The organism is Thermobacillus sp. ZCTH02-B1, assembly GCF_002159085.1.
Lineage (GTDB): Bacteria > Bacillota > Bacilli > Paenibacillales > Paenibacillaceae > Thermobacillus.
Genome location: NZ_LZRU01000012.1, coordinates 341,673 through 358,575 on the forward strand (window position 1 = coordinate 341,673; position 16,903 = coordinate 358,575).

General features: G+C 66.5%; 12 protein-coding genes and 1 pseudogene. 6 read left to right on the forward strand and 7 right to left on the reverse strand.

Going from position 1 to position 16,903, the window contains the following annotated elements:
- Positions 1 to 422: 422 nt before the first annotated feature.
- From A9Z00_RS06485 to A9Z00_RS06505, 5 genes and pseudogenes are all read right to left on the reverse strand, one after another.
- A pseudogene (locus A9Z00_RS06485) lies at positions 423 to 1,379 on the reverse strand (acetyl-CoA carboxylase carboxyltransferase subunit alpha); the annotation flags it as partial.
- The gene (gene accD / locus A9Z00_RS06490) at positions 1,379 to 2,239 is read right to left on the reverse strand and encodes an acetyl-CoA carboxylase, carboxyltransferase subunit beta (RefSeq protein WP_296975344.1); all 861 of its coding nucleotides are present in this window, start codon (positions 2,237 to 2,239) and stop codon (positions 1,379 to 1,381) included. The pseudogene A9Z00_RS06485 and the gene accD, both read right to left, overlap by 1 nt.
- 113 nt (positions 2,240 to 2,352) lie before the next feature.
- On the reverse strand, positions 2,353 to 2,541 hold the full coding sequence (locus A9Z00_RS06495) for a glutamate decarboxylase (RefSeq protein WP_296975345.1): 189 nt from the start codon (positions 2,539 to 2,541) through the stop codon (positions 2,353 to 2,355).
- A 471-nt stretch (positions 2,542 to 3,012) separates the two neighbouring features.
- Positions 3,013 to 3,573: a phosphatidylglycerophosphatase A gene (locus A9Z00_RS06500; protein ID WP_296975346.1), complete on the reverse strand. Its 561-nt coding sequence runs from the start codon at positions 3,571 to 3,573 to the stop codon at positions 3,013 to 3,015.
- Between the two features lie 521 nt (positions 3,574 to 4,094).
- A complete protein-coding gene (locus A9Z00_RS06505; RefSeq protein ID WP_296975347.1) occupies positions 4,095 to 7,835 on the reverse strand; it encodes a DNA polymerase III subunit alpha in 3,741 nt (1,246 codons plus the stop codon).
- Between the two features lie 112 nt (positions 7,836 to 7,947).
- On the opposite strand from A9Z00_RS06505, the gene A9Z00_RS06510 reads away from it, so the two are divergent.
- From A9Z00_RS06510 to A9Z00_RS06520, 3 genes are all read left to right on the forward strand, one after another.
- On the forward strand, positions 7,948 to 8,274 hold the full coding sequence (locus A9Z00_RS06510; protein ID WP_296975348.1) for a YtrH family sporulation protein: 327 nt from the start codon (positions 7,948 to 7,950) through the stop codon (positions 8,272 to 8,274).
- 3 nt (positions 8,275 to 8,277) lie between these two features.
- The gene (locus A9Z00_RS06515; protein WP_296975349.1) at positions 8,278 to 8,787 is read left to right on the forward strand and encodes a sporulation membrane protein YtrI; all 510 of its coding nucleotides are present in this window, start codon (positions 8,278 to 8,280) and stop codon (positions 8,785 to 8,787) included.
- A gap of 496 nt (positions 8,788 to 9,283) precedes the next feature.
- Entirely contained in the window at positions 9,284 to 9,607 is a 324-nt protein-coding gene (locus A9Z00_RS06520; RefSeq protein ID WP_296975350.1) for a YtpI family protein, read from the forward strand.
- A 260-nt stretch (positions 9,608 to 9,867) separates the two neighbouring features.
- Here A9Z00_RS06520 and A9Z00_RS06525 read toward each other — a convergent pair whose 3' ends face one another.
- On the reverse strand, positions 9,868 to 11,208 hold the full coding sequence (locus tag A9Z00_RS06525) for a DRTGG domain-containing protein (RefSeq protein WP_296975351.1): 1,341 nt from the start codon (positions 11,206 to 11,208) through the stop codon (positions 9,868 to 9,870).
- A gap of 133 nt (positions 11,209 to 11,341) precedes the next feature.
- Between A9Z00_RS06525 and A9Z00_RS06530 the strand changes: the two genes are divergently transcribed.
- Positions 11,342 to 12,754, forward strand: coding sequence for a sensor histidine kinase (locus A9Z00_RS06530; RefSeq protein WP_296975352.1), 1,413 nt, complete (start codon positions 11,342 to 11,344; stop codon positions 12,752 to 12,754).
- Between the two features lie 132 nt (positions 12,755 to 12,886).
- Here A9Z00_RS06530 and A9Z00_RS06535 read toward each other — a convergent pair whose 3' ends face one another.
- Entirely contained in the window at positions 12,887 to 14,056 is a 1,170-nt protein-coding gene (locus A9Z00_RS06535) for a DUF445 family protein (RefSeq protein ID WP_296975353.1), read from the reverse strand.
- Positions 14,057 to 14,201: 145 nt separating this feature from the next.
- On the opposite strand from A9Z00_RS06535, the gene A9Z00_RS06540 reads away from it, so the two are divergent.
- Positions 14,202 to 15,566: a YheC/YheD family endospore coat-associated protein gene (locus A9Z00_RS06540; RefSeq protein WP_296975354.1), complete on the forward strand. Its 1,365-nt coding sequence runs from the start codon at positions 14,202 to 14,204 to the stop codon at positions 15,564 to 15,566.
- Positions 15,541 to 16,899, forward strand: coding sequence for a YheC/YheD family protein (locus A9Z00_RS06545; protein WP_296975355.1), 1,359 nt, complete (start codon positions 15,541 to 15,543; stop codon positions 16,897 to 16,899). Before A9Z00_RS06540 ends, A9Z00_RS06545 begins: the two co-directional genes overlap by 26 nt.
- Positions 16,900 to 16,903 lie beyond the last annotated feature (4 nt).

The window sequence follows — 16,903 nt, forward strand, 5'->3', positions numbered from 1 at the left end:
CAATCCTCTATCCGTATCCTTAAATAAAATACACGATCCCGGCCCGGCTGTACATGGCCCCGGCCTCAGCGGACGTTCGATTCGATCGCCGCGTCCGCGCCCGCCGTCGTCCCGCCGTCCGTTCCTCCGGCCGAAGAACCTGCGCCGGACCCGCCGCCGGCGGTATTCCCGGACTCCGCTTCGCCCGGGGAATGTCCGGATGCCGACGCACGGCCTGCGAGATTTCCCGATTCCGGCGCACGGCCTGCGGAACCCCCGGCTTCCCCGGATTCCGGTGCGCGGCCTGCGGCATTCCCGGAACCCGGTGCGTGAACCGCGTTATTCCCGGATTTCGGCGCTGCGCCCGCGGACTTCCCGGATTCAGCCTCGCGGCCCGCCGGCGCCCGTCCGGCTTCCGGCACCGTCCCGGCCGCCGCCCCCGGCTCGTCCGACGCATAAACGCCGATACTCCGGTATTTCCGGAACCGGTCCTCGACCAGCTCCTCCGGCGTCATCGCCATCAACTCCTGAAGATGGCGCCATATCGCCTCTTTCACGAGCGCGGCCGTCCCTTCCGGATCGCGGTGCGCGCCGCCCTTCGGCTCCGGAATCACCTCCTCGATGATGCCGAACGCGAGCAGATCCTGCGCCGTGATCTTCATCGCCTCGGCCGCCTCGTCCGCACGGGACGCATCCTTCCACAGGATCGACGCGGCGCCGTTCGGCGAGATGACGGAGTAGATCGCGTTCTCGAGCATGAGCACCCGGTTGCCGACGCCGAGCGCGAGCGCGCCGCCGCTGCCGCCCTCGCCGATCACGACACAGACGATCGGCACGCGCAGCGTCGACATGACGAGCAGGTTGCGCGCGATCGCCTCACCCTGCCCCCGCGCCTCGGCGGTGTCGCCCGGATAGGCGCCCTTCGTGTCGATGAACGTGATGATCGGCCGTCCGAACTTGTCCGCCTGGCGCATCAGGCGCAGCGCCTTGCGGAAGCCCTCCGGATGCGGGCTGCCGAAGAATCGCGCGATGTTGTCCTTCGTGTCCTTGCCGCGCTGGTGGCCGATGACCGTAACCGGCACGCCGTTCAGCTTCGCGAGCCCGCCGACGATCGCGAGGTCGTCCGCGAACAGCCGGTCGCCGTGCAGCTCCAGAAAATCGGTGAAGATCGCCTGGATGAAATCGAGCGTCGTCGGCCGCTGATGATGGCGCGCGATGCGCATTTTCTGCGCGGCGGTGAGGGAGCTGTACAGCTCGTTTTCGAGCTGCCGGTACTGCGCCTCAAGGCGCGCAAGTTCCTCGGAGAAATCGAATCCGCGCTCCTCCGCGAACTTGCGCAGTTCGTCGATTTTGTTCCTGAGCTCGACGAGCGGCTTCTCGAACTCCAGCTCTCCGGCCATTATACCGCCCTCCCCGTGCGGTGCATGTCCAACAGCTTGGCGAGCACCGTCCGCATGTCCTTGCGATGCACCACCTTGTCAAGCTGGCCGTGCTGCAGGTTGAATTCCGCGGTCTGGAAATTGTCCGGCAGCTTCTGGCGGATCGTCTGCTCGATGACGATCCGTCCCGCGAAGCCGATGAGCGCTCCCGGCTCGGCGAGATTGTAATCGCCGAGGCTCGCGAAGCTGGCCGTCACGCCGCCGGTCGTCGGGTCCGTCATGACGGAGATGTAGAGCCCGCCGTCATCCTGAAACCGCGCGAGCGCCGCGCTCGTCTTCGCCATCTGCATCAGACTGAAAATGCTTTCCTGCATGCGCGCGCCGCCCGAAGTCGAGAAGATGATGAGCGGCAGCCGCTCGCGGTGGGCATATTCGATGGCGCGGGTGATTTTCTCCCCCACGACCGATCCCATGCTTCCGGTAAAAAAATGAAAATCCATCACGCCGACGACGACCGGGTGGCCGCCGATCGTCCCCCTGCCGGTGACGACCGCCTCGTTCATGCCCGTCTTCGCCTTCTGCTGCTCGAGCTTGGCGGCGTATCCCGGAAAGCCGAGCGGGTCGCCCGACTGCATGCCGGCGTCGAATTCTTCCAGAAGCCGACCGTCGTCCATCGTCATCGCGATCCGTTCCCGCGCGGTCAGCCGGAAATGGTATCCGCAGGACGGGCAAACCTTCAGGTTCTTCTCCAGTTCCTTGCTGTACTGGATATTGCCGCATTTCGGGCATTTATTCATCAAGCCTTCGGGAATTTCCCGCTTTACGGGCCGTTCGGCAGGTATCGTCGCGTATCGCTTCTTGTGGAAGAGATCCTTGAACATGGAGCCACCTCTCAGGGCACAAAATTATTGTGACGAGGCCGGCCGGGCGCCCGCAAGTGGCGTCTGGTACTCCGTCAAGGATGGCCGTACCCGTCACAACCGGAGGGTGCTGATCAAGAATTCAGGATTTCATGCAGAACTTCTTGCGCCTCTTCGACTTCTGCGGATGGCACCATAATCTCGTACTGCTGCCTCGAGAGATTGACCGGCCGGACCTGGACGAGAAATCCCTCCTCGGTCAGACGTTGACGTATCGTCTCCGAAAGTTTCGCAGTCGGAGCGATATAGATGACCGTCCACATCGACAGGGTACCTCCCGAACCATTCGCAAGAAATAAGGCCGCATGTTGCCATAATGATAGCATATCCGCCCGACGGGCCGCAACAAACGAACCCGCGACGCGAAGCGGCTCCGGGCTTGTCCGCGACGCATGCGCGCGGCGCTCCGGGCCTGAGGCCGCCGGGCCCGTGCGGGAAGCCGATGACCCGACCCGCGCCGGCTCGGCCGCATTCACCCCATGCCTGTTTATCCCTTATCGCACACCGGTTGGTCCGCATCCTTCATCCCGCATTGGTTCGGCCGGATCCTACCCCGCACCCGGTTTGACTACACCCTGCATTCCGCACCGATATGACAAGATCCTTCACCCCGCATTGACTCGGCCGGATCCTTCACCCTTCGCCGGTTTGGCCGCATGCACCTCGCACCCGGTTTGGGCACTTCCTTCATCTCGCACCGGTTCGTTCGCCCCGCATTGGTTCGACCGCTTCCTTCACCCTTCTCCAGGCAGGCCGTAATCCCGCGCGTCCGGGTTCTGGTGCGCGATGCGTGCCGACGCCGCGGCCGCGAGGGCGGATACGAGATCGTCGAGGAAGACGTGGATCCGGTAGCGGGGTTCATCGACGCGACCGTCGCCGGCTTCACCGCGCGCTTCCGATCCGCCCCGACCCGTTCCGCGCGCGCCGTTCAGCCGGCCGATCACGCCCGGTTTCATTTTGTCGAGATATCCGAAACTGGTCAGGCCGATCATGCCGTAGACGGAGACGATCCCGAGCGCCAGCGTCTCGTCGACGCCGTACAGCGACTCGTCTTCCTCCATGATGCGCTGCAGCGGTTCCGGCAGGAGACCGCGGTCCGCCAGTTCGTCCAGCGCGATGCCGGTCAGCAGCGTGTACTGCACTTCCCGTTTCGCGAGCACCGCGCGCACGCTCTCCTCGCAATCGGAAATCGTCAGCCGTCCGTTGTACGGGCGCTGCAGGGACAGGACGATCTCCGCCACGTCCCGCACCGTCACCCCCCGGCGCTCCAGCCATTGCTCGATCGCCGCGGTCATCCGCATCCCTCCCGTCCGGGATGCGCGCCTCATGGCGGGCACCCTGGTCTCTTAACGATATGCAGGCGCCCGCGCGAATGTTCCCTTTGAATCGAGGCCGTGTTGGCGGAGGAGAAACAACGGTCCGCGAGACCGTTGACGGGCCGTACGGGAGGGGCGACGCGGTGCGATAACGGTCCGAGGGACCGTTAACGGCCGCACGAGCGGGGCCACGAAGCGCGATAACGGTCTGCGAGACCGTTAACGGCACCTCCGGACGGACCTGACCCGCCCGGATGGAACGAATAACGGTCCGCGAGACCGTTAACGGCCGCACGAGTGGGGCCACGAGGCGCGATAACGGTCTGCGAGACCGTTAACGGCACCTCCGGACGGACCTGACCCGCCCGAACGAGACGAATAACGGTCCACAGGACCGTTAACAGCCGAACGGGCGGGGCGATGCGGCGCGATAACGGTTCGCGGGACCGTTACATGCGAATATGGACGCCGCTTCTCCGCTCCGGCGCGCCCGCTAGTTGCTATTTCACGACGGCCGTGCCTTCGCCGAGCAGCCGCCCGATCGCGGCGAACAGCTCGCGGGACGGCTTGACGCGGACGCTCTCGCCCAGTTCGATCGTCCGGTGGTCCCGCTCGTAATAAAGCACCGTGCGCAGCGGGCCCGGATGCCCGTCCAGCAGCCGGCGCAGTTCGTGCAGAACACCCGGCTGCTCGCGGTCCGCCGGTATGCGGATGAACACCCGCTGCTCGCGGACGGTCCGCCGGACCGCGGGCGGCGCGAAGGCGGCGCCGGCCGAAGCCTCCGCGCGCGGAGAAGCTCCTGTGGAAGCCGCGGAGGGTGCACCGGAACCGGCCGGCCCCTCAACATGGGGGGATGACGCCGCGAATGCGCCGGACCGGGCGGACGGCGATCGGGTGGCGAGGGACGGTTCCGGATGTACGCCATGTACGCCGTCAGCATCCGGAACTCCGCGATACATGACGGGTCTGGCACCGATGCCGCCGGGCGCGGGCCGCCGGGCGCGCGCGCCCGCCCGTTCGCGCATCCGCCGGACATGGGGAGCCAGATTCGGCCCGTCCATCGGCACGATATCCTCGACGACCAGTTTGAAGTCTTCCTCCTGCTGCTGCACAACCGCGAGCACCAGCGCGAGCTTCCCTTTTTCCAGCCAGAAAATGCTCCGCTTCCACACGCTCTGGAAGACGACCGCCTCCACGCGCGCGATCCGGTCCTCCAGCTCGAGGAAGCCCATCTGCTGCCCCTTGCGGCTGGTGAACGGCTTCACCGAGACGATCAGCGCCGCCGTCACGACCATCGCGCCGTCCGGCGCGTCGGCCAGCTCGTACAGCCGCTCGACGCCGAGCCGCTCGAGCTCCGCCTCCCGCTCGTCGAGCGGATGGCCGGACAGGTAGATGCCGAGCAGCTCGCGCTCGAACTCGAGCTGCTGTCCCCGGGTATAGGGCTTCACCTCCGGCAGCTCGACGTCCCAGTTGTTCACTTCCTCGATGCCGAACAGCTCAATTTGCAGCTCCTCCCGCTCCTTGCGCCATTTCGCGACCGTCTCGATCGTCTCGTCGAGCGCGGCGAGAAGCTGCGCCCGATGGCCGGGCAGTCCGTCGCAGGCGCCGGAAAGGATGAGCGATTCGAGCACCCTTTTGTTCACGACCCGAAGGTCGACGCGCCGGCACAGGTCGAGCAGGCTCTCGAACGGACGCTCCGCGCGGGCCGCCTTGATCGCCTCGATCGCGTGCGTGCCGACGTTCTTCACGGCGCCGAGCCCGAAGCGGATCGCGTTCTCCGTCGGCGTGAACGACTCCTCGCTCACGCCGATGTCCGGCGGCAACACCGGAATGCCCATCCGCCGGCATTCGTCGACATATTCCGCCGTCTTCCGCTGGTTGCCGGTGACGGAGGCGAGCATCGACGCCATGAACGGGATTGGATAGTGCGCCTTGAGATACGCGGTCTGGAACGCGAGCACCGCATAGGCGACGGCGTGGGCCCGCGGGAAGCCGTAGTCCGCGAACCGGACGATCATGTCGTACACCGCGTTCGCCTCCTCCTCGGTGTACCCCTGCTTCACGCTGCCCGCCACAAAATGCTCCCGCTCCCTGTCCAGGGTCTCACGCTTTTTCTTCGACACGGCCCGCCGCAGCAGATCCGCCTCGCCGAGCGAAAAGCCCGCCATCTTCGAGGCGATCTGCATGATCTGCTCCTGGTAGACGATGATGCCGTAAGTGTCGGCAAGAATCGGCTCGAGCGACGGATGCGGATACGTCACCTTGATGCGTCCGTGCTTGCCCGCGATATATTGCGGGATGAACTCCATCGGGCCCGGCCGGTACAGCGCGAGCACCGACACGAGGTCCTCGAAGACGGTCGGCTTGAGATCCCTGAGCACGCGCCGCATGCCCGCCGACTCGAGCTGGAACACGCCGGTCGTCTCGCCCCGGGCGAGCATCTCGTACGTCTTCGGATCGTCGTCCCGCACCCGTCGAAAATCGACCGTCTGCCCGTACAGCTTGCGGATCCAGGCCAGCGTCCGCTCGATGATGGACAACGTCCTGAGGCCCAGGAAATCCATTTTGAGCAGTCCGACGGCTTCCAGGGCGTCCATCGGATACTGGGTGAGCGCGGTCCCCTCGCCGCCGGACTGGAGCGGTACGTGATCCGTCAGCGGATCCCGCGAGATGACGACACCGGCCGCGTGGGTCGACGCATGCCGCGGCATCCCCTCGACCTTGAGCGCGGTCTTCACGAGATGGTCCACGCGCGGATTGCTCTCGCAAAGCGCACGCAACTCGGGGCTTGCCTCGAGCGCCCTCTCCAGCGTCATGCCGGGCTGGTTCGGAATCAGCTTCGCCGCGCGGTCCACCTCGGCGTACGGCACGGCGAGCGCCCGGCCGACGTCGCGCACGGCCGCCCGCGCGGCCAGCGTCCCGAACGTGATGATCTGCGCGACGTGCTCCTCGCCGTATTTCGCGGTCACGTAGGCGATGACCTCGTCGCGCCGCTCGTCGTCGAAGTCGATGTCGATGTCCGGCATCGACACCCGCTCCGGATTGAGGAACCGCTCGAACAGCAGCTTGTGCTTGAGCGGATCGACGTCGGTGATGAACAGCGTGTAGGCGGCAAGGCTGCCCGCGGCGGAACCGCGGCCCGGTCCGGTGCGGATGCCCCGCTCGCGGGCGAACCGGATGAAATCCCACACGATCAGAAAATAATCGCTGTACCCCATCCGCTCGATGACGTCCAGCTCGTACGCAAGCCGCCGTTCCGCTTCCGCGCGGAACGCGGGGTCGCGCCACCGCTCCGTTCCGCCGAAGCGCGCGGCGAGGCCTTCGAAGCACAGCACGCGCAGATATTCGGCGGACGTCATCCCCTCCGGAATCGGCCGGAAGACCGGCAGATGCGCGCGTCCGAACGTCAGCTCCAGGTTGCAGCGCTCCGCGATCCGGACCGTGTTCTCCAGCGCCTCTGTAAGATGCGGGAACAGCGCTGCCATCTCCGCCGCCGATTTCAGGTAATGCTGGTTTGTCACGACCTTCAGGCGGTCTTCGTCTTCGATCGTCTTGCCCGTTCCGATGCAAATCAGCACGTCCTGCAGCGCCGCGTCCTCCGGCCGCAGATAGTGGACGTCGTTCGTCGCGACAAGCGGAATGCCGGTATCTTCGGACAGGCGCACGAGGCCGGCGGCCACTTTTTTCTGCTCGAGCATGCCGTGATCCTGGATCTCGAGAAAGAAATCTTCGCCGAATATCTCCCGCAGCCTGAGCGCGACCCGCTTCGCCTCCTCGTCCCGCCCGTGGAGCAGATGCTGCGAAATTTCACCGTTCAGGCAACCGCTCAGCACGATCAGCCCGTCCGCATGGGCGGCGAGCGCCTCGTAATCGATGCGCGGTTTGTAATGGAAGCCTTCCAGGTGGGCGATCGTGGTGAGGCGCATCAAATTGCGGTAGCCTTCGGCGTTTTTCGCGAGCAGGGTGATGTGGTGGATCGGATGGTCGCGGCGGGATCCTTTTTCCAGGCGGGAGCCCGGCGTCAGGTACGCCTCGCAGCCGATGATCGGCTTGATGCCGCGTTCGGTGCAGGCTTTGTAGAACGGGATCACGCCGTACATGACGCCGTGATCGGTGAGCGCGAGCGCCTTCATGCCGAGCTCGGCCGCCCGGTCGACAAGGCCGCGGATGCGCGCCGCGCCGTCGAGCAGGCTGTATTCGCTGTGCACGTGTAGATGAACGAACGAATCCGGTCTCGCCATAAGCGCCGTTCCTTCCGTACGCGTAATCACGGCTTCATTTTATCATAAAAAGGTCCGGCCTTCTCATAGACTGGGTAGCGGGAAAGGCCTGTCCGACAGGGGAGGTGCCGGCATGATCGCGTTTCTGTCGACGGCCGTGATCGACTTCTTCATCGCATTCGGGGTCGTCATCGGGGGGTCGTTGCTCGCCTCGATCGGCGCGGTGTTCGTCTCGTATCCGCCTGCCTCGACGATGCTCGATACGGCCATGCGGCTCAAAATCTGGGCGATCGTCGTCGCGATCGGCGGCACGATCGATCCGGTGCGCGTCATCGAGGCGAATGTCACCGAGGGACATCTGTCGCCGGCCGTGCAGCAGATTCTGCTCATCGCCTGCGCATTTCTGGGGGCGCACCTCGGCACCGAACTGGTCCGCTGGATCGTCCGGGGAGGCTGGTGACGGATGCGGGTGCCGCCCTTCTACCGATTCCGGAGGCTCAGCGCGGCGCTCGGCATTTTCGTCCTCGGCATGGTCGCGGGCGCCGCGGTGTACAACGGGCTGCACGCCGCGAAGTTCGACGCGCTCGTCGAGCGGCTGCACGAGACGGAGGAGAAACTGGGGGAGTACGAGCTCGAAATCCGGAAGCTCGCGCATGATCGGGATCGCCGCGCGGTCATCCGCGCGGTCGTGCTCCACATCGAGACCGGGCGCGGGCCGGACGGCACGCCGCAGCCGCTCGACGCGGTGACCGAGGCGCGGCTGAAGCAGCAGCTCAAGCGCGATCTCGCCGCTTTCCTGGGGCACAGCATCTACGACATCGACTCGGAGGCGCGGCTCGCGCGGCTGCTGCTGAACGGCAAGGTGTACAAGGGGCTGAAGGATGCCGAGTATCTGGTCGAGATCCGCACCGTGCTCGTTGCGGAAGGCACGATGACCGTCTGGGTGACGGCGCGTCCGCGGCCGCCGGGGTAAGCGCCTTGACGGCGTGACGGCGGCATGGCCGCGACAGACGGGGAGAGCGGGTATGACGATGCGGCCGCGGCGGCGGGCGCTTCCCGCAGCCGCGACCGGCGGACCGGAAGCCCGGGCGGCGGCGCGGACGCGAAGGCCGGGGTCAAACACGGGCGCAACAGGGCCGCAGGGGGCCCAAAGGTCGTAAAAAGCCTCGGCCGTGATGACCCCGGCAATATGACAAATCCCGGCATGGTCTGGTACAATGACGGAAGTATTGGTGTGTTCGCGGGATTGCGGTTCAACACGGCGGAACACGGCCGGGCGCCTGTACTCCGGAGAAGCTGCGACGCAGAAACCGCGTTGCGGGCAAGCCGGTAGCGGCGAACGGCGCTGTAACGGGCTGTCTTCGTTCCAGACCCGCCCGGCGGGCGCAAGGCACACTGGAACGGGCCGGTCGAGATTCCGCATGTCCCGCGGCCAGCCCTCACGCCATGCAAAGGAGCCGAACCACGCCATGCCGATCGAAAATGTCGTTCTTCAATGGGTGCTCGCCATCGGCGTACTCGCCACGCTCGGAGCGACCGTCTATTACAGCCTGAGATACCGGCGCAGCGCCGATCCGAAGACGCGCGGCATCCTGCAGGCGCGGATGAATATCGTCATGGGCGTCATGCTCATCCTGCTCGCGCTGATCCAGATGCTGCTGTTCCCCGGGTCGACGGTTCGGGTCATCATCGGCACCGTCTTCCTGCTGCTCGGCCTGTTCAACCTGTTCGCCGGGTTGCGCAACCACAGCGTCTTCCGCTCGATGAAACAGAAGGACAGCGAACAGGGCTGACTCAGCATCTGCTGAATGAAAGAAAAAGGGAACTCGCCAGCAGCGAACTCCCAAAAACGGTATGACTACGGGTTCCCGTCAATACACATCCATTGAACAAAATGCGTCGGCTCGGTAATATTGCCGGTATACGGGCCGTATGAATCACCTGAAGGCCAACCTGTTCCCGTTTATTGTATAGTTCCCCCATAGAAGGGCGTCCAATAATGATTCCAGAAAGCGCCGATGGCTTTTTTTGTGCTTGTCTTGCCAATCGACCGTCACAGCGGATCGATCATCTGCGCGGCGGCGAGTGCCTTGACGGCCAGTCCGTGCTCGTCGTGCAGCTCCATCTCCACCTTGGCCGACCGGCGGCTCAGCTCGAGCAGGCGGGGCATGAGCCGGACCTCCGCCTCGATCTGCACCGGCCGGACGAAATAGGTCGTGACGCTCTCCACGACGTGGCCGCGCCGGGCGATCTCGCGGATCGTCTGCTTCGCCGCCAGCGTAAGCAGCGACAGCAGCGTCCCCTCGGACACGGTGCCGGCCGGCCCGGCCATCTGCGGCGTCATCTTGCCGACGTAGACCGGCAGCGAATCCTCCGTTCGCTTCTCCTCCGCAAACCCGCTCCAGATCAGATCGTCGATCGTCTCTCCCGGCTGCTGCTTGCCGGCGAACTGCATCGCCCGCGTGATGTCCGACCGGCTGACGACGGCGAGCAGCCGCCGGTGCCGGTCGACGATCGGCAGCAGATCGATGCCTTCGATCGTCATCCGGTGGGCGGCGGCCGCGACCGGCATCGACGGGTGCGCCGTGACCGGCGGCCGGGTCATCCGCTTCTCCACTGCTTCGCCCGGCTCCGCGCCTTCGGCGTCGCGCGCCGTCATCATCCCGACGACCCGGCCGCGCTCGTCGATGACGGGAAACCGGGTGTGCCCCGTCCGCTCCCGCAGCCGGAAATAGTCGGCGATCGTCTCGCCGATCCGCAGGGCCAGCGGCGCGCTGTCCGTCGTGACGATGTCCTCGAGCAGCATGATCTTCCGCGTGATCAGCCGGTCGTACATCGCCCGGTTGATCATCGAGGCGACCGTGAACGTGTCGTGCCTGCACGAGATGACCGGCAGCCCCGTCTCGTCGGCCAGCCGGATCACATCCTCGCAGGTGCCGAAGCCCCCGGTGATCAGCACCCCCGCGTTCCGCTCGAGCGCCCGCCGGTGCGCGTTCACACGGTTGCCGACGATCAGCAGGCTGCCCGCGTCGATGTAGCGGACCATCTCGTCGAGCTCCATCGCGCCGATGACGAATTTGTGCAGCGGCTTGTCGAGTCCCGAGGCTCCGCCGAGCACCTGGCCCTCGACGATGCCCGCCACGTCGCCGAATGTGAGCAGGCCGTCCCGCTGGCCTTGCTTCTTCTCGATCCGCACCGTGCCGACGCGTTCGCGCGTGCTGACGTACCCGGCGCTTTCCGCCTCCTTCAGCGCCCGGTACGCCGTGCCTTCGCTGACGTTCAGCTTGCGGGCGAGCGAGCGGACCGAGAGGCGCGTCCCCACCTTGAGCCCCTTGATATATTCCAAAATGCGTTCGTGCTTCGTAGCCGCCTCATCGCGCGGAAAATCCGCCATGATCATCTTCCCTCCGCCCATCCGGAAATGTTATTCTCATTTTACCAGAAACCCGACGCATCGAAGGTTTTCCCCGATCCGCTTCGACCGCATCCGGCATCGGGGCCCGGCGCGCGAGGAAGATCGAGGTCACATGAAATTCGAACTGCTGCTGAAAATCGCCTGTTTGGTCACGATACCGGAGCTCATCGCGGTTACCTGGTTCTGCTTCCGGTTCTTCGGACTGCGTCCGGAACGCTTCCTGCCCAGGATGCTCCTGCTGGCCGCCGCGTCGGGCGCGCTCATCGTCACCAGCCTGTCGCTCGTCCCGCCGATCTTCCAGCCGTTTGTCGGCACCGTGCTCTATTTCTCGGTGCTGTCGCTCGTCTTCCGCGAGCTGTCCTGGAAGGTGCGCATCTGGCTCTCGCTCGCCATGAGCCTGCTCACGTTCCTGATCGAGCTGTCGTCGATCGTCTATCTTACCGCCGCGGGCCTTGAAGCGGACCTGAGCAAGACCGATCCGAACACCTGGCCTCTGCACCGATTCCTGTTCATGTACTGGCCGGGCCTGCTGCTGGTGGCGGCGGCCGGATGGGGGATGGAGCGCACGGGACGGTCGCCCGGGCGGCGCGTGCTCCATTTTCTCGTTCAGGAGCGCAACCGCTACGTTCAGCATTATGTCGTGCTCACGTTCATCCAGTGCTTCACCCTGATCATCCTGTTCATCTCGCGGTATGCCTACGGGCTGGCGGAGGAGACGCGCATTCTGTTTTACGCCGCCATCGTGATGGTCATCGTGTTCACCTTCCTCACCGTGCGGCTGATCGCGCAAGCACGCGACGAGGCGGTCCGCGCGACGCAGGAGGCGTTCGTCGGCGACCTGATGAAGATGATCACGACGATCCGCGGGCAGCGGCACGATTTCGTCAATCACGTGCAGACCATGTACGCGATGCTCACGATGAAGAAATACGATCAGCTGCAGCAGTACATGGAGGAAGTGGTCGGGGAGATCCGGTCGGTCGACCGGCTGGCCGACAAAATTCCGGCCACGGCGCTCGAATCGCTGCTCATGGCCAAACAGGCGATCGCCCAGTCCCGGCATATCCGGTTCGAATACCGGCTGTCGGAACTGCCGGCGGACCTGCCGGCGGTGCGGAACCTCGACCTGGTCCGGATCACGGGCAACCTGGTCGACAACGCCTTCGATGAAGTGATGAAGCAGAGTGAACAAGAGCGGTTCGTGACGCTGGACATCGGGCAGATTGACGGCGAGCTGCGCATCACCGTCGCAAACACCGGCAATCCGCTTCCGGAGAACGAGCGAAAGCGGATCTTCACGCCCGGTTACAGCACGAAGAAGAAGGGGCACGAGGGGCTCGGTCTGCCGATCGTCGTCGAACTCGTCCGGCATTACGGCGGCGATGTCCACGTCGGCTTCCGGCCGGGGCGGGGCGTCGTCTTCACCGCCCGCATCCCGATCGAAGGGAAAGCGGGGCGAACCGGATGCCGAAGTGAAAGCAGAAGGCCGCCGGCAACGCCTGCAGGGGGAAAACCCGGGCGCTGACCCGGGCCGGGCACCGGCGCCGGACCGTTCCGCGGACACCGGCCGCGGGCCGTTCGTGCGCTCCGGAGCGGACCGGTCCCCGCGGGCCGCGGACGGGTACGGCCCGGGAAGCCGGAGCGCGGACGGCCTTGTTCAGCCGACGAGCCGCAGGAAGACCGACTGGAACAACCCGATGAGGCCGCCGAGCAGCGCGCCCAGCCAGGTGATCGCGCGGAATTCCCGTCCCGAGAGGCTCAGGATGATGCGCTCGACCTGCTCGACCGGGAACTTCTCGACCTGCTTCCGCACGAGCTGCGGCAGTTCAATCGCGGCGACGACCGCTTCCAGCCGCCGGTCCAGCAGCTCGAACGCGGCGTCGGCGACAACCCGCAGCGCCTCGCTCCATGCCGGTTCATGGCGGATCAGTAGGCCGCCGACATCCAGCTTCTCCAGTCCGGCGATCCGCTCCTCCAGACGCAGCAGGCGCCTGGCCTGCTCCTTCAGCCAGGGAAGCGGATCGTCGGTGCCCGCGAGGCGCGCCGCCGCCTCCCCGAGCGTCCAATTTCCCGCTTCCGCCAGCTTCTTCTCGATGAAGTTCCGCACGATCCCGCGCACCGATCCGCTTTCCAGCTGCCCGGCCAGCACCTCGCCCAGCTTCTCTGCCGCCTTGTCCGCATCCACGAAAATGCCCGCGAGCATGCCGACCCATCCGCCCGTCCGGTCCAGCAGCCCGTCGATCATTGCGCGCAACAGCCGCTGTCCGCGCAGCGAGCGCAATTCCTCCCCGAGCGAAGCCGCCAGCCAGTCCGTCAGATCGGCCGCCCACCGGGCGGCCGCTTCATCGGACCAGCCCGGCACCAGCTCCGCGATCGTCTTCGTCTTCCAGCCGCCTTCCTCCCAGAGCCGTTCGATCCACCGCTCCGCGAGTTCCGCCCCCCGCTCCGCCCATCGCGTCCGCATCGTTTCCCAGGAAACGCGGTCCGCAAACCGCAGCACCAGCCCTTCCGCCGTCAGCCCCTCTTCGGCGCGCGCGAGGAGCCAGCCGCGGATCTTCGCGACGGCGGCTTCCCGCATCGCGCCTTCGCGCAGCCATTCCCGGATCCCGTCGGCCGTCACGAGATACTTCGCGACGACGTCGCCGAGCGCCGCGGCGATCTCGTCCTTGCGCTTCGGGATGAGCCCCGGCGTGAACGGCACCCGTCTGCCGAAGACGCGCCAGGCCCGCCGGGGGTGGAAGAGCATTTTGATCGCGAAATGGTTCGTCAACGCGCCGATGAAAGCGGCCACGCATACGTTCACCGTGATGAAAAGCCAAAGCTCCATTCCTGGTCCGTCCTTTTGCCTGATCGCCCGGAAGGGCCAATCACCAGCGTATAGATGTCCTCATATAGTGGAGTAATCGCGAACCGCAACCGGCTTGCGCCGCGGGCGGCCCGGAAGTCTGCGCAGGAAACGAAAGGAGATCGAGATGCAAAGCTCAAAGATCGGCGTTCAAATCGTCAGCTCCGGCATCCTGTCCGACGATACGCTCATGCTGGGCGAATCGCATCTCAAGAAGTGGCAGATTCCGCAAGGCCAGACCGTCCGGCTCAAGTTCGGCGCATTCCGGGGCGACGTGAAGGTGATCCCGGTCCAGCGCTACGACGGCATGCGCATCAGCCAGGCGCTGGCCAGCCGGCTCGGCCTGCACGCGCCCTGCACCCTCCGCATGCGCTACCGCCGCGGCGCCCGCGAACTCGTGCTCGGCCCGCTTGTCGGCGTGCTGATCAGCCGGGACTACCCGCACCATCCCGATCGGCCGTTCGGCGCGATCACCGGCTTCTGCCGGGAGCTCGTGGACGCGGCGAAACTGCTGGGAGGCGCGGTGTATGTTCTGACGCCGGCGATGCTGGGAAGCAGCGTCTCCCGGCTCGACGCGTGGGTCTGGGCCGACGGATGGCGCCGCGTGAAGGCGCCCGCGCCGGACGTCGTCAACAACCGCCTGACGACGCGCAAGCTGGAGAACAAGACCAGCGTACAACATTTCTTCAGGGAAGTAAAATCGCGCTTCGGCACGCAGGTGTTCAACGAGAAATTCCTCGACAAGTCGGAAGTGTTCAACGCGCTCCGCAAACAGCCCGCGCTCGGACGATTCTTGCCCGAATCCCATTCTTTCACCGGCTTTCCGATGCTGCAAGCGATGTGTTCACGCTATGCGACGGTGTTCCTGAAGCCGGTCCGCGGCAGCCTCGGCAAGGGGATCATCCGCATCGTCCGCCTGCCTTCGGGGGGCTACGCCGCGCACCACGCGACCACGCTCGGCACGAAACGGCAGCAGTTTCCGACGCTGCAGAAGCTGTACGCCTCGCTCTCCGGCAGGCTCCGGTCGGGCCGCTACCTGATCCAGCAGGGGCTCCATCTGATCGAATCGCAGGGCCGGCCGATCGATTTCCGGGCGCTCGTGCAAAAGAACGGCTCCGGCCAATGGATCGTCACGTCGATCGTGGCGCGGATCGCGGGTAGCCAGCATTTCGTCTCGAACATCGCGCGGGGCGGAACGCTCAGCACGGTGAGGGAAGCGATCGCGAAGTCGAACCTCGCGGCCGGCCGCCAGGATGCCCCGGCGCGCCTGCGGTCCGCCGCGCTCCAGATCGCGGCCGGGGTCGACGCGCAGATCCCGGCCCATTTCGGCGAGCTCGGCATCGATCTCGCGCTCGACACGAACGGGCGCGTCTGGCTGCTGGAAGTGAACAGCAAGCCGTCCAAGAACGACAACACTCCGCTGTCCGCAACGGGCATCCGGCCGTCCGTGCGGGTGATGCTGCGCTATGCGCGCTACCTGGCCGGTCTGTGAGCGGGCGAACCGCGCAGGCCCGCCGATTGGCGGTCTCCGGCCGGAGGAAGACCGCCTGTTCGGCGTGCTGATGAGCCGGGAACCGTCCGGCGACCGGCTGCCGGAGGACCGGCTCTGCCGGATGCTGGCGGAGGCCGGGGCCGGCCTGGGAGTGCGCGTGATCGCGTTCTCCCCCGCGGGCGTTCGTGAAGGGGGCGGCCGCGCGTCCGTGCGCGGCTGGACGCTCGAAGGCGGCGTCTGGACGCCCGCCGAAGCGCCCGCGCCGCCGGTCTACTTCGACCGGCGGTTTCCGCGCGATCCGGCGGAGCTCCGGGCGGGCGTCCGCGCCGTCCGCATCCTGCACGCGCACGGCGCGGTGCCGCTCGGGCGCGCGCTGCCGGGCAAGGCGCGGGTGCTCGCGGCGCTCGGGCGCAACCCGCTGCTCGCTTCGCTGCTGCCGCCCACGGCCCGTCTGAACGTCCGGCGGCTCGCCGGTATGCTCCGGACGCATCCGGCCGGCTTGTTCCTCAAGCCGGCCGCCGGCATGCAGGGCCGCGGCGCGCTCTCCCTGCGCCCCGAACCGGGCGGCGCCATCCGGATCGCGGGACGGTCGATGCGGAACCGGCCGTATGCACTGCGCGTGCCCGAGGAACGGCTCGCCCGGGCCGCGGCGGCAATCGTCCGCGGCCGGTCCTATCTCGTGCAGCCGCTGCTCAATCTGAGGACGCCGGCGGATGAACCGTTCGACCTTCGCGTGTTCGCGCAGAAGGACGGCGCCGGGCGATGGGTCGTATCCTGCACCGCCGTCCGGATCGGCCGGCCGGGAGCGGCGGCGAGCAACCTGCACGGCGGCGGCAAGGCGCGCGCCCCCCTCCCGTACCTCGCGGAGATGCTCGGCGACCGGGCGGCCGCGGTGCTCGCGAGGGCGAAGCGCGCCGCGCTGCTCGCCGCCCGGGAGGCCGAGCGCGCGTTCGGCCGCCAGGCCGAGATCGGGGCCGACTTCGGCATCGAGCCGGACGGCAGGCTGTGGCTGCTGGAGCTCAACGGAAAGCCCGGCCGCGCGATCTTCGCGGCGATCGGCGACGCGGAGGGAGAGCGGCTCGCCGCGAAGCGGACCGTCGCCTATGCCCTCCGCCTGATGGCGGCGGGCAGGCCGGCCGCGGGAAGGTTCGCGGCCGGCAGTGCGGCGGCATATGGGCCGACGGCTTGCGGGGCTGCGGCGGACACTCCGGCGTCGGGGAGACCGGCGGCAGGCGGGACGACGGGGCGAACGGAAGCCCGCCGCCGGCCCGCGCCCCGGGGACCTGCGGCGGAAGCGCCGCATGCACGGAACGACCGCCCACTTTACGGCTGACACG

Excerpts from the sequence above, each read along its gene's own strand:
- A9Z00_RS06545 (WP_296975355.1), top strand. The coding sequence starts at position 15,541 with ATGCGCGCTACCTGGCCGGTCTGTGAGCGGGCGAACCGCGCAGGCCCG.
- accD (WP_296975344.1), bottom strand. The coding sequence starts at position 2,239 with ATGTTCAAGGATCTCTTCCACAAGAAGCGATACGCGACGATACCTGCC.
- A9Z00_RS06495 (WP_296975345.1), bottom strand. The coding sequence starts at position 2,541 with ATGTGGACGGTCATCTATATCGCTCCGACTGCGAAACTTTCGGAGACG.
- A9Z00_RS06530 (WP_296975352.1), top strand. The coding sequence starts at position 11,342 with ATGAAATTCGAACTGCTGCTGAAAATCGCCTGTTTGGTCACGATACCG.
- A9Z00_RS06535 (WP_296975353.1), bottom strand. The coding sequence starts at position 14,056 with ATGGAGCTTTGGCTTTTCATCACGGTGAACGTATGCGTGGCCGCTTTC.
- A9Z00_RS06520 (WP_296975350.1), top strand. The coding sequence starts at position 9,284 with ATGCCGATCGAAAATGTCGTTCTTCAATGGGTGCTCGCCATCGGCGTA.
- A9Z00_RS06540 (WP_296975354.1), top strand. The coding sequence starts at position 14,202 with ATGCAAAGCTCAAAGATCGGCGTTCAAATCGTCAGCTCCGGCATCCTG.
- A9Z00_RS06525 (WP_296975351.1), bottom strand. The coding sequence starts at position 11,208 with ATGGCGGATTTTCCGCGCGATGAGGCGGCTACGAAGCACGAACGCATT.
- A9Z00_RS06500 (WP_296975346.1), bottom strand. The coding sequence starts at position 3,573 with ATGACCGCGGCGATCGAGCAATGGCTGGAGCGCCGGGGGGTGACGGTG.
- A9Z00_RS06510 (WP_296975348.1), top strand. The coding sequence starts at position 7,948 with ATGATCGCGTTTCTGTCGACGGCCGTGATCGACTTCTTCATCGCATTC.
- A9Z00_RS06515 (WP_296975349.1), top strand. The coding sequence starts at position 8,278 with ATGCGGGTGCCGCCCTTCTACCGATTCCGGAGGCTCAGCGCGGCGCTC.
- A9Z00_RS06505 (WP_296975347.1), bottom strand. The coding sequence starts at position 7,835 with ATGGCGAGACCGGATTCGTTCGTTCATCTACACGTGCACAGCGAATAC.